At 65.9% G+C, this 12,516-nt stretch carries 11 protein-coding genes; 7 read left to right on the top strand and 4 right to left on the bottom strand.

The window, feature by feature from the left end; translation table 11 throughout:
- The 4 genes from GPY60_RS25450 to GPY60_RS25435 form a co-directional block, all read left to right on the top strand.
- The coding region (locus GPY60_RS25450; RefSeq protein ID WP_156690465.1) for an alpha/beta hydrolase at positions 1-556 on the top strand (556 nt) is incomplete at its 5' end.
- 35 nt (positions 557-591) lie between these two features.
- A complete protein-coding gene (locus GPY60_RS25445) occupies positions 592-1,200 on the top strand; it encodes a TetR/AcrR family transcriptional regulator (protein WP_156690470.1) in 609 nt (202 codons plus the stop codon).
- Between the two features lie 238 nt (positions 1,201-1,438).
- Complete coding sequence (locus GPY60_RS25440; RefSeq protein WP_197283833.1) at positions 1,439-1,867, top strand: MmpS family transport accessory protein; 429 nt, start codon at positions 1,439-1,441, stop codon at positions 1,865-1,867.
- Positions 1,864-4,788 carry an MMPL/RND family transporter gene (locus GPY60_RS25435; RefSeq protein WP_231639828.1) on the top strand — a complete coding sequence of 975 codons (2,925 nt, stop codon included), beginning with the start codon at positions 1,864-1,866 and terminating at the stop codon, positions 4,786-4,788. Before GPY60_RS25440 ends, GPY60_RS25435 begins: the two co-directional genes overlap by 4 nt.
- A 136-nt stretch (positions 4,789-4,924) precedes the next feature.
- Here GPY60_RS25435 and GPY60_RS25430 read toward each other — a convergent pair whose 3' ends face one another.
- Positions 4,925-5,707 (bottom strand): SDR family oxidoreductase, encoded by a 783-nt coding sequence (locus tag GPY60_RS25430; RefSeq protein WP_156690464.1) that lies wholly within the window; start codon positions 5,705-5,707, stop codon positions 4,925-4,927.
- Positions 5,708-5,955: 248 nt separating this feature from the next.
- Here GPY60_RS25430 and GPY60_RS25425 point away from each other — a divergent pair, with 248 nt between their 5' ends.
- Positions 5,956-7,236 (top strand): sensor domain-containing phosphodiesterase, encoded by a 1,281-nt coding sequence (locus GPY60_RS25425; RefSeq protein ID WP_156690463.1) that lies wholly within the window; start codon positions 5,956-5,958, stop codon positions 7,234-7,236.
- A gap of 61 nt (positions 7,237-7,297) precedes the next feature.
- Here GPY60_RS25425 and GPY60_RS25420 read toward each other — a convergent pair whose 3' ends face one another.
- Positions 7,298-8,461 carry a beta-ketoacyl synthase N-terminal-like domain-containing protein gene (locus tag GPY60_RS25420; RefSeq protein WP_156690462.1) on the bottom strand — a complete coding sequence of 388 codons (1,164 nt, stop codon included), beginning with the start codon at positions 8,459-8,461 and terminating at the stop codon, positions 7,298-7,300.
- A gap of 194 nt (positions 8,462-8,655) precedes the next feature.
- On the opposite strand from GPY60_RS25420, the gene GPY60_RS25415 reads away from it, so the two are divergent.
- Positions 8,656-10,386, top strand: coding sequence for a sensor domain-containing protein (locus GPY60_RS25415; RefSeq protein ID WP_231639827.1), 1,731 nt, complete (start codon positions 8,656-8,658; stop codon positions 10,384-10,386).
- A 61-nt stretch (positions 10,387-10,447) separates the two neighbouring features.
- On the opposite strand, the gene GPY60_RS25410 is transcribed toward GPY60_RS25415, so the two are convergent.
- Together GPY60_RS25410 and GPY60_RS25405 are read right to left on the bottom strand one after the other, a co-directional pair.
- Positions 10,448-11,314 carry a hypothetical protein gene (locus GPY60_RS25410; RefSeq protein WP_156690461.1) on the bottom strand — a complete coding sequence of 289 codons (867 nt, stop codon included), beginning with the start codon at positions 11,312-11,314 and terminating at the stop codon, positions 10,448-10,450.
- Positions 11,307-11,714 (bottom strand): DUF1801 domain-containing protein, encoded by a 408-nt coding sequence (locus tag GPY60_RS25405; protein ID WP_156690460.1) that lies wholly within the window; start codon positions 11,712-11,714, stop codon positions 11,307-11,309. The genes GPY60_RS25410 and GPY60_RS25405 overlap by 8 nt, the downstream gene beginning before the upstream one ends.
- Before the next feature lie 136 nt (positions 11,715-11,850).
- Here GPY60_RS25405 and GPY60_RS25400 point away from each other — a divergent pair, with 136 nt between their 5' ends.
- Positions 11,851-12,360, top strand: a complete 510-nt coding sequence (locus tag GPY60_RS25400; RefSeq protein ID WP_156690466.1) for a nuclear transport factor 2 family protein — start codon at positions 11,851-11,853, stop codon at positions 12,358-12,360.
- Positions 12,361-12,516 lie beyond the last annotated feature (156 nt).

Below are 12,516 nucleotides of genomic sequence, written 5' to 3'. Positions count from 1 at the left end.
GCACCCCTACCCCACCCCGGTCGAAGACTGCTACTCGGCGCTGCTGTGGCTGGCCCGCCAGCCATGGGTGGACGCGGACCGCGTCGCCGTCGGGGGTGCCAGCGCCGGCGGCCATTTCGCCGCGGCGGTGGCGCACCGGGCCCTCGATCGCGGGGACGTCCGACTCGCCTTTCAGATGCTGGTGTATCCGATGCTCGACGACCGCACCGGCGCGCACGGGGAGGTGCGAAAGCACCTGATGTGGACGGGAAGCGACAACCAACTGGCGTGGCGGTGGTACCTCAACGGCGCGGACCCGAGGGCCGCCGCGCCGGCGCGCCGGGAGGACCTCTCGGGCCTGCCCCCCACGTGGATCGGCGTCGGGACGCTCGACCTGTTCCACGAGGAGTGCGTGGAGTACGCGCGGCGACTGCGCGAGGCCGGTGTCGACGTCCACGAAGAGATCGTCCCGGGCGCCTTCCACGCGTTCGACCAGGTGGTGGAGAAGGCGCCGGTGTCCTCGAGGTTCTTCGCCAGCCAATGCGACCATCTGCGGAAAGCCCTCATGGCAAGTTGACTGCAAAGTTTGCGTATCGTGCAACCATGACTGTCATGGCCAACCAGATGGGCCTTCGCGAACGGCGCCGCCGGCAGACCAGCGCCGACATCCGCGACGCGGCGGTACGGCTGGCGGGCGAGCGCGGATTCGACAAAGTCACCATCGAGGAGATCTGCGCCGAGGCGGGGATCTCGACACGGACCTTCTTCAACTACTTCCCCACCAAAGAGTCGGCCATCGCGTACGGCCCGTCCGACCTGCCCCCGGAACTGGCCGAGGAATTCATCGCAGCCGGACCGGCGCCCTACCGCGTGGTGCTGGCGGAGCTGATCACCCTGGCGGCCCACCATCTGCGCGACGTCCCGCCGCGGCGCGAACAGGCCGCCGGCATGCTGGAACTCGCGAAGACCACCCCGGCCGTACTGGCCGCATTCCTCGCCGAGCTGGAGCGCTTCCAGACCCAACTGACCGGCATCGTCGCCCGTCGCCAAGCCATGGAGCCGGACGACGAGATCGTGGCCCTCATCGCGGCCCTGGCGCTGACGGCGGTGCGTTCGGGCATCGAGCGCTGGGCCGGCGAAGATCCGAAGGACCACGACGACACGCCGATGCCCTACGTCGAGCGCGCCGCGGCCCTGGTCAACAGCATCTTCACGACGTGAGCTACCGGAAAGTAACCTAGATCACTTCGTTGCACTGTCTGCAAAGAATGCAGCCAATGTACTATGCTCTGGTGGTGCTTATTGACGGTTCGGCGACCTCCCGGCGGCCGTCCCCAGTCCCGGCGACCGCGAGTATCGGAGTCGCGGCGTTCTACGAAGTTTGTTGCGGCGCAAGGTGATACGACGACGACCTTGCGATGACGACCGCGGTTGAGTGACGAGGAGGAATTCCGGGCGAATGTCGAAGCTCGTGCGCAATGCCTGGTTGCCGCTGCTGATCGTGGCCGTCGTCGTGGTCGGCGGGTTCACCGTCGCGCGGGTCAAATCGTTCTTCGGCGCGCAGGACACCGGCGTGCTGACGAGTCCGCGGCTCGACGATTCCAAGCCGTTCAAGCCGAAGGTCGTCAAGTACGAGGTGTTCGGCTCAGCCACCCACGCCAACGTCAACTACCTGGACCTGGGCGCCGACCCGAAGCGGGTCGACGGCGCGCCGCTGCCGTGGACGCTGGTCCTCAGCACTACCGCGCCGTCGGTCTTTCCCAACCTCTCGGCGCAGAGCGACGGTGACCGCCTCGGTTGTCGCATCACCATCGACGACGAAGTCAAGGACGAGAACATAACCAACGGCGTGCACGCCCTGACCTTCTGCCTGGTGAAATCAGCATGAGCGCGATACATAGAGGCACAGCGGACGCCGCCGACGCCCGGACCGACGCGATTCCCGTCTCCGGACATGTTGAACGGCCGGCCATTCCGCGCCTGATCCGTACGCTCGCCCTGCCGATCATCCTCGGCTGGATCGGGATCATCGCCGTCCTGAACACCGTCGTCCCGCAGTTGGACGAAGTGGGCAAGATGCGCTCTGTGTCGATGTCCCCGGACGACGCGCAGTCGGTGGTCGCGAACAAGCGCATGGGCGAGGTGTTCAACGAGTACAAGTCCAACAGCTCGGTGATGATCGTCCTCGAGGGCCAGAACCCGCTCGGCGCGGACGCGCACGCCTACTACGACGAGATGGTCAAGAAGCTCGACGCCGACACCAAGCACGTCGAGCACGTGCAGGACATGTGGAGCGATCCCCTCACCGGGGCGGGCGCGCAGAGCAACGACGGCAAAGCCGCCTACGTCCAGGTGTATCTCGCCGGTAACCAGGGCGAGGCCCTGGCCAACGAGTCTGTCGAGTCGGTGCAGAGCATCGTCAAGAGCGTGCCCCCGCCCACCGGGGTGAAGGCCTACGTCACCGGGCCCGCCGCGCTGATGGCCGATCAGCACACGGCGGGCGACCGCAGCTTGCAGGTGATCACGGCGGCGACGTTCACGGTCATCATCGCGATGCTGCTGCTGGTGTACCGGTCGATCGTCACGGTGTTGCTGACGCTGGTGATGGTCGTGCTCGAGCTGTCCGCCGCGCGCGGGATGGTGGCCTTCCTCGGCTACTTCAAGATCATCGGGCTCTCGACGTTCGCCACGAACCTCCTTGTCACGCTGGCGATCGCGGCGGCCACCGACTACGCGATCTTCTTGATCGGCCGATATCAGGAGGCCCGGGCGGTCGGCGAGTCACGAGAAGAGGCGTACTACACCATGTACAAGGGCACGGCGCACGTCGTGCTCGGGTCCGGCCTGACGATCGCCGGCGCCACCTTCTGCCTGCACTTCACCAACCTGCCCTACTTCCAGACGCTGGGCATTCCGCTGGCGATCGGCATGGTGGTGGTCGTGGCGGCCGCGTTGACCCTGGGCCCCGCGGTGATCTCGGTGGCCTCGCGCTTTCGCAAGACACTGGAACCCAAGCGCGCCCAACGGATTCGCGGCTGGCGCAAGATTGGGGCCCTCGTCGTTCGCTGGCCCGGCCCGATCCTGATCATGACGATCGGCATCGCGCTGGTCGGCCTGCTGACCCTGCCTGGCTACCGCACCAACTACAACGACCGCAAATACCTGCCCGCCGACCTGGCCGCGAACGAGGGGTACGCGGCCGCCGACCGGCACTTCTCGCCGGCCCGGATGAACCCCGACGTGCTGATGATCGAAAGCGACCACGACCTGCGCAACTCCGCGGACTTCATCGTGATCGACAAGATCGCCAAGGCGGTGTTCCGCGTGCCGGGAATCGCCCGGGTGCAGGCGATCACCCGCCCCCAGGGGACGCCGATCGAGCACACCTCGATCCCCTTCCAGATCAGCATGCAGGGCGTCAGCCAGCAGATGAACCAGAAGTACCAGGAAGACCAGATGGCCGACATGCTGCACCAGGCCGACATGATGCAGACGACCATCGACAGCATGACCAAGATGCAGAGCATCACCACGCAGATGGCCGCCGACATGCACGTGATGGTCGGCAAAATGCACAGCATGACGATCGACGTGGCTGAATTGCGCGACCACATGGCCGATTTCGAGGACTTCTTTCGGCCGATCCGCAGCTACTTCTACTGGGAGAAGCACTGCTACGACATCCCGGTGTGCTTCTCGCTGAGGTCGGTGTTCGACGCCCTTGACGGCATCGACACGATGACCGACGACATCCAGAGCCTGCTGCCCGTCATGGACCACCTGGACACCCTGATGCCCCAGATGGTGGCGCTCATGCCGTCGATGATCGACAACATGAAGGCCATGAAAACCACGATGCTGACCATGTATTCGACCCAGAAGGGGCTACAGGATCAGCAGAACGAGGCGCAGAAGAACTCCAACGCCATGGGCAAGGCGTTCGACGCGTCCAAGAACGACGACTCGTTCTACCTGCCGCCGGAGACCTTCAACAACGCCGAATTCAAGAAGGGGATGAAGAACTTCCTGTCCCCGGACGGCCACGCCGTGCGCTTCATCATCAGCCACGATGGCGATCCGATGTCGCCGGACGGGATTGCGCACATCCCGGCGATCAAGAAGGCCGCCTACGAAGCGCTCAAGGGCACGCCGCTGGAGGGGTCGAAGATCTATCTCGCCGGCACGGCGTCGATGTACAAGGACCTCCGCGACGGCAACACCTATGACCTGTTGATCGCCGGAATCGCTTCGCTATGCCTGATTTTCATCATCATGCTGCTCATCACCCGGGGCGTGGTGGCGTCGGCGGTGATCGTCGGCACGGTGCTGCTGTCGCTGGGTGCCTCGTTCGGCCTGTCGGTCCTGATCTGGCAACACCTGATCGGCATCGAATTGCACTGGATGGTGCTCGCGATGTCGGTCATCATCCTGCTGGCCGTCGGCGCCGACTACAACCTGCTCCTGGTGGCGCGGTTCAAGGAGGAGATCCACGCCGGGCTGAATACCGGGATCATCCGGTCGATGGGCGGGACGGGCTCGGTCGTCACCTCGGCGGGGCTGGTGTTCGCGTTCACGATGATGACGATGGCGGTCAGTGAGCTGACCGTCATCGGGCAGGTCGGCACGACGATCGGCCTGGGGCTGCTGTTCGACACGCTCATCGTGCGGTCGTTGATGACGCCCGCGATCGCGGCGCTGCTGGGCAAGTGGTTCTGGTGGCCGCGACGCGTTCGGCAACGGCCGGTGCCGTCGCCGTGGCCCACACCCAAGAAGGAGAACGCGGCCCTGGCGCCGGCGGCGATGCAGTGACATCGCCCCCTCACGCTGACCTCCATCGAGCCTGCGCTCAGCGGGCCGAGCCCGCGTCCACCGCGTGTCTCCGGCTCACGAGGTAGCGCTGGCCGCAGTCTCGATGCAAGAGAGCTCGAAGCGGCTCAGACCAGAACTAGGTGACCCAGTCGGGCTGCTGGCCGACATCGACCGCCGAGAAGTCTTTGTGCGCAAGCCCGGCGGTGGTGCCCCCGTCGACCACGAATTCCGAGCCGGTCGAATAACTCGACTCGTCGCTGGCGAGGTAGACCACGAGCTGGGAAACCTCCTTGGGCTCGCCGATCCGGCTCAGCGCGGTGGTGAAGATGTCCTCGGGAACCCACTCGGTCATGGGCGTCTTGATGAGCCCCGGGTGAATCGAGTTGACCCGAATCCCGCTGGGGCCCAACTCGAGCGCCGCCGACTTGGTCAGCCCGCGGACCGCGAACTTGGTCGCGGTATAGCCGTGGCAGGCGATGGTGCCGGCCATCCCCTCGATCGAGGAGATGTTGATGATCGACCCCCGCCCCGCTTCCTTCATGGGTTTGGTCACGGCGCGGATGCCCAGGAACACGCCCGTCAAGTTGATGTCGAGGATGCGCTGCCACTCGGAGAGCTCGTAGTCCTCGATGGTGCCGATGTTGATGATGCCCGCGTTGTTCACGAGCACGTCGACCGATCCGAACTCGCCGATGGCGGTGGCCACCGCGGCATCCCACTCCGCCGGCTTGGTCACGTCGAGGTGGACGTAGCGGGCGGCGTCACCCACCTCGACCGCGAGCGCCTTGCCCTCGTCGTCGAGGATGTCGCCGAACACCACTTTCGCGCCCTCGGCCACCATCGTCCGCACGTGCGATGCGCCCATCCCCCGGGCGCCGCCACTGATCAGCGCGACCTTCCCCGCCAACCGTTCTGCCACTGCATTTCTCCTGTCGTCTGCGTTTCAAGCACCATACGTACCGCACGCAAAGTATGGCCAGAGAACCATTTGCATTCGGACCCGAAAGATTTGCTGCTCGACTGACCGACGCCTGACTGAGCGGTATGGTGACGTGGCGGTCGGAATTTGTCTCACGTCGAACAAGGCCTCGGTCTCGACCCCCGGGTTGATGACTGGCCTTCGACGGCCTTCTGAACTCGCCGGCCCGCTGCGAGGAGGCGTCACGAGTGCTTGACGAACCCGCGCCCCGTGACGGCGCCTCGCCCGCTCAGCCACCGAGGGTCACGGACGCTGACCTGGCCCGAGCGGTGTCGGGTGTCGGACTGACCGCCGTCTTTCAACCCATCGTGTCCCTGGCCGACGAGTCGATCGTGGGCTTCGAGGCGCTGAGCCGCTGGCTGATGTTCGACGAACCGCACGCTGAATTGGTATTCGAATACGCTGCGCGGAACGACCGCCTCGAGGAACTCGATCACCTCTGCATCCAGTCCACAATCGATGCGGCGGCGCACGCGGCGTTGCCCGAGGACGTGCTCTTGCTGATCAATTGCGAACCGGCCAGCGCCTTCTTCGCCGGTCGGGCGGACACCCCGGCCGGGGGCGGCCGGCATCGACGTCAGCTGGTGTTCGAGGTGACTGAGCGGGAGCTGCTGACACACACGGATGCGTTGCTGCGCAAAGTGGCTGCGATCCGATCGGCGGGTTTTGCGGTGGCGCTTGACGACGTCGGTGCGCGACCTTCGTTGAGCAGCGCCCTTGATGTCGTGGGGCCCGATCTGGTGAAACTGGACATGAGCATCGTCCGGGCGCAGTCACGCGACGAGATCGCACACATCATGACCGCGGTCTCCGCCTATCAACAGCGAAGCGGCGCAGTCATTCTCGCTGAAGGCATTGAAAATGCTCAGCACCGCGAGCAGGCCACGGCAGCGGGGGCCACGTTGGGTCAGGGCTACCTTTTCGGCAAACCCGGGCCGCTTTCGAGGCCATTTCCGCCACCCTGGACGCTGCAGCGGCGGCGTCAGGTCACCGATGTCGACGGAACTCCGTTTGAGGTGGTGTCGGGATCCACCGAGGTGCGGGTGACCCGCAAACCCACGCTCGTGGCCCTGTCTCGACGCATTGAGGAATATGCGTTGCGCGCGGCCGAGTTTCCCATTGTGCTCTCCGCTATGCAGCACGGCCGGCACTACACTTCGGCAACCCGTGCGCGGTACGCGGGGTTAGCGACGTCGTCGGCGCTGGTGGTGGTTTACGGCCGCGATATGCCGGCGGACGTTGGTGCCGGGGTACGCGCGGTGCAGCTCAATCCATCGGACCCGCTGTCCCGGGATTGGATGGTGCTGACCCTTGGGCCGCTGTCCGCGGCTGCGCTGGTGGCCCGGGATCGGACGGGGCCGGACGACGTCGAAGTGGCGGAATCCGAACGCCTCTTCGACTTTGCAGTCACCTACGACCGTGACATGGTGGCCGCTTTGGCGCGCCACCTCCTTCGGCGCATGGACTGAATTGCGGCCGAGGGGTTGCGAAGTCATCGCACCCCTGCCGCGGGCAGCGTAGGGCGGCCGCTCATGCCGCCGGCGCGAGCACGATCGCTGAGTTGTGACCGCCCATTCCCAACGAGGTCTTCAATGTGAGTTCATCTCGCATCGGCGTGGCTCCGTCGAGGAGCCGGGGGTGCCCCGGCGCGACGGTGGGCGGCGCGGGCACGACATGGTGGTCGTAGCCCAGCGCCGCCGCGGCGATTTCGACGGCGGCGGCGGCACCCTGGCAGTGCCCGGCCAACGGTTTGACCGAGTACAGGTGCGGGCGTCCGGCGAGAAGCTGGTCCAGCAAGCCGCTTTCGGCGGCGTCGCACTGCGCGGTGCCTGGCCCGTGGGCGTTGAGGTAGCCGATTTCGCCGGGCCTCACCTGCGCCGCGGCCAGAGCGTCGAGCACGCACCGATCCACATGCACGCGGGTCGGGTCGACCGATGTCACGTGGTAGGCGTCATGCGACATCGCGCCGCCGAGCACCGCTGCGTACGGAGTCCGTGCGCGCCGCGAGAGAACAAACGCGACGGCGGCTTCGCCGACGGCGAACCCGCGACTGCCCTGCTGGAAAGGCCGGCACGCGTCCAACGGCTCCGTGTCGACGACAGCGACACCCAGCCGCACGAAGTGATCAACGTTTTCGGGGGTCAACGACAGGTCGGTGGCGATGAACACCACGTCGTCGACCATCCCAGCGTCGAGCCACATCTTTGCCGTGATCAGACCCGCATTGCCTGAGGCGCACATCGCCGAGACATTCATCGCCGGCCCGTGAAAACCGAACTCCTGCATCAGTAGAGACGTCGGCGTCGACGGCATGAGGTTGAGGTAGTCGCGGCTGCGGCGGCGGCCGGCGTCGTCGAGGTAGAACGCGCGCCATTCCTCGGCTTCCGGCAACACCAGCGCGTGCACCACCCCGACGCGGCGCCCGGGATTCCAGCCGCGTTCACCCGCATCGGTGATCGCCTCGCGGGCCGCGGCGCGCATCGCCCGCGCGGACCGGCTCGCTCCGTCGGCCGGGTCGCCGCCCCCCGCGGGCACTCGGGCGAGCCATGCCTGCTGGTTGCCGTCACGGCCGTATCCGTCGAACAGCGCCGCCGCGGGCTTACCACTGAGCAGTCCCTTCCATAAGTCGTGGGCATCCCAGCCGTAGCCGCTGACCACGCCGATCCCGGTGATCATCATGGTGTTCCCGTGCATTCATTCCTCCTCGTAAAGACAGTTATCGATCGCCGATCTACCCTGATTAACCTTGAATTCGGCCGTTTCCACCAGCCAAACGTCGGCCTGACGAGAAATGACAGTTTCGCCGGGTTAGCGTGATGACGACACAGGGCCCGGCGGCAGGGTAAACGCGACTTGCGCAACGCGACGCGAGAAAGAGGATCGTGGACGTGACGACTGCGACCAGTGGTAGTCACGGCCGGCGCCCCGGGCCGACCCCGACTGACGGCGTCGATTCCGACTCGACGTCGAAAGTGCTCGAACAGCGCTACCGCCGACTGGTCGATCACAGTCCGGACGCGATCTGTGTTCACTCGGCGGGACGGATCGTCTATGTCAATGCCGCAGCGGTGCGATGGATGGCCGCGGAGTCGGCGAATCAACTCGTGGGACACCCGATCACCGACTTCGTCCATCCCGACTCGATCGCGCCGATGCTGACACGGATCGGGTCGTTGTCCAGGGAAGGTGACGCCACCGAGCCGGCCGAGGCGCTGATGCAGCGTTTCGACGGCACCACTCTGGCGGTGGAGTCGGTGTCGGTACTGACGGTGTGGGAAGATCAACCCGCCTACCAGGTGATTTTTCGTGACCTGACCGGTCAGAAGATGGCCGAGGCAACCTTGCGCTACCAGGCCGCACTAGTCAATCACGTCGCTGACGCGGTGATCGCGACGACCGCCGACGGAACTGTCACGAGCTGGAATCCGGCCGCCGAAGCCATCTACCGACGGCCCGCGACGGACGCTCTGGGCCTTCCGGTCAGCCACGCCGTCGGCGCGCCGGTCGATCCGGCGGCGATCCTCGCCGGCGGAGGCGTGCTGCACGCCACCCACCACGATTCCCTTGGCGCTGCGCTCACCGTGCGGGTATCGGCGGCGATCATGGATGAGGGCTATGTGTTGTTGTGTTGCGACCAGACCGCACTGCGCCGCGCCGAACAATATTTTCAGACCGTGGTGTCGTCCTTGGAGCAGGGCGTGATGGTGATCGACCACGATGGGCACCTGGAATTGTTGAATCCGGCGGCCAGGCGCATCATCGGCTTGCCGAGCACAGCTTCCGACCCCGACATTCCTCTCGACACACTCGCTGCGATCCCCTTCTACGACAGCGCCGGAGTGCGGCTACCCGACTCCGCAAAAACGTTCTGGGAGGCGGTGACTGACGGCGCCGGCTCGGGGACCACATACGGCATCGACCGAGTCGACGATGGCCGGCGTGTGTGGGTGTCGCTCAATTTGTCGCTGCTCGCCCCATACGATCCCGCGAGATCCGCGCTGCTGGTGTCGTTCACCGACGTCACCGAACAACACAACGCCCGTCAGCGCCTCATGCATGAGGCCGCCCATGATGCCCTCACCGGCTTGCCCAACCGCACGCAAGCCATGCGCCGGATCGCCGAAGCCCTCACCGACGACGCACATCGGCGCCTGGCCGCGCTGCTGTTCATCGACCTCGACAACATGAAGCTGGTCAACGATTCCCTTGGCCACGCGGCCGGCGACGAGATGATCCGCATCGCCGCCCAGCGCCTGCGCGAGGAGATGCGGATGGGGGATCTCATCGCGCGGTACGCGGGTGACGAATTCGTCGCCCTCATCGTCGGCGACACCGGCCGAAGCGAGCTCGAGGCACTTTCGGCCCGGATCCATCAGGCATTGCACACGCCCGTCGTGATCAGCGGCACAACATGGTTCATCAGTGCAAGCATCGGAGTAGTCGTGATCCTCGAGCTTGAACACTGCAGCCCCGGCGAGCTTTTGCGCTACGCCGACCAAGCCATGTACCGGGCCAAAGCCGCCGGCGGAGGAACCACCGCCTACAGCAGCTTCCCGCGCGGCAAGCCACGCGCCTCCGTAGTTCACCGGTCCGACGAAGCCGGATCATCCATTCAGTGACGCAAGGGCGCTCAGGCGACGCTTCCGCGCACAGTAGGCGCTCGAGCTTGTGAATGGTTCGTTACGTACTCACGATGTCAAATACCGCCGCGGCGGAGGTGACCGCCTTGTCGGCGTTGCCCTCGTCGTGCAGAAGCATGCGCACGCCGACGCGTCCAGGGCCGGCATGCGCGGTGCCCTCGACGCGGAACGGGCCTACCTTGCCGCGCGACATGAACATGACGTGCCAGCTGACGACATGCAGTCGGCGCGTTCCCGCGATCGCCGCGGCCAAGTCGATGGCCGCGGTTTCGAGGACGACGTGTTGCGGCCCGATGTGCAAAGCCGCATCGGGCGAGGCCAATTCGACGCTCAGCTCCGGCAACACCCAATGCCCGTCGGCGCGTTGGGCGGCGCCGAACGCCTTCCACAGGGGCGGCAGGTCGGCCGAATCCTCGATCACCAGTTCGGTGCCCGAGACGTCCATGCGGTCCAAGCCGTCCGGTGGGACGCCGATGACCGCGCCCTGCCCTTCGTTGAAGGCGATCACCCGCTCGCGATCGTCGGCGTCGACGATCACGCACCGTCCATAGCCCATGGTGCGGCCCTGGTGCACGATGCCGGAACCGACGATGGCGACCCTGTTCACGTCGTACCCGGGGTCGACGATCTGCACCGACGCGATCACCGGGTTGGGGACCGCGACCATGTCGGTCTGGCAGCCCTCGGGCGACGCGATCGCCAAGGGAGCCACCATGATCCCGCCGGCCTCATTCCGCATGTCGCGGCGGATGACGACGGTGTCGTCGGGTTCGCCGATGTTCATGGCCGAGTGGTTGCGGCCGATGTAGCGATAGCTGAGCAGACCGGTCCAGCGGCGGAACAACTCGTCGCGGTACGCACCGGCGTCGTTGCTGAGTTCCCGGATGTCGCGAAGTCGGTCACTCACGACTGGCCGCCCCTGCGGTGTTCAGCTTCACCGCGGCGCGGATGAGCGCCTTCAGAGCCTTCTCGTCGATGTCGTCCCCCTGGCGGAAGTCGATGGCACGCCGGGTATTGCCGTCCAGGCTGGCGTTGAACATCCCGGAGGGATCATCCAGCGCAGCGCCCTTGGCGAAGGTCATCTTCACGACGTCCTTGTAGGTCTCGCCGGTGCAGATCATGCCGTCGTGATACCAGACCGGCACCCCCCTCCACTTCCACTCCTCCACGACGTCGGGATCGGCCTGCTTGACCAGTTTCCTTATCGCGGAGAGCGTTTCCCCGCGCCAATCCCCCAGCTCCCGGATCCGCGCGTCGATGAGCCGGGAGGGAGACTCCGCTGCCTCGGATTTCTGCGGTTTGGCCATGGTTGTCGTCCCCTCCCGTCACGTCCGTACACCGATCTTATGGCCCGAGCATCCACCGACAGATTTACACTTCCCGCGCGCAATGTCACGCTTGGCGTGTTCCTGGCAACCGCTGATCGACGAGAAGGGCGCCGCGATGCAGCAGACCACCGAAGACCACGCCGCCGCACTGCTGGAGATCGAGTCGATCAAGCGCCTCAAGGCGCGCTACTGCCGTCACCTGGACACCAAGGACTGGGCGGCCTGGCGGGCCCTCTTCGCCGATGACATGGTCAGCGACACCACCGCGGCCGGCGGCAAGCTGATCGTCGGCGCCGACGAGTTCGTCGCGTTCACCCGCAGGGCGCTGGGCCGCCCCAGCCAACGCACGGCGCACCAGGTGCATGCGCCCGAGATCGAACTCGTCTCCGCAACGGAGGCGCGCGGCGTGTGGGCGCTGCAGGACGTCGTACGGTTCGGGCCCGGCATCACGCTGGTGGGCTACGGCCATTACCACGAGACCTACGAGAAAATCGACGGGCGGTGGTTCATCAAGAGCTCCAAGCTGACTCGGCTGCGCGAGGACATCACCACTCCCCTGCTCTCCATCTACGTTTCCGATCGCATCCGCGCCGCCATCGGCCGGCTCGCCAAACGACTGGACTAGTTCATGGTCGCGACCCGCATCGCCCGGCCATGCCGCGCTCGCGATCGCGACTGATATGGGGGACATCTTGTCAAGTGGGCAGGGTGAAGCGGCGGCCGCAACCGTCGTCGCGGCCGCCGCTTCGTTGGCCAGATAAGTCGCTGGTGGGTGTCGAGC

The organism is Mycobacterium sp. Marseille-P9652, from assembly GCF_902652685.1.
Lineage (GTDB): Bacteria > Actinomycetota > Actinomycetes > Mycobacteriales > Mycobacteriaceae > Mycobacterium.
Note: the sequence above shows the minus strand (reverse complement) of the source record. Positions and strands in the feature narration are given on the sequence as shown.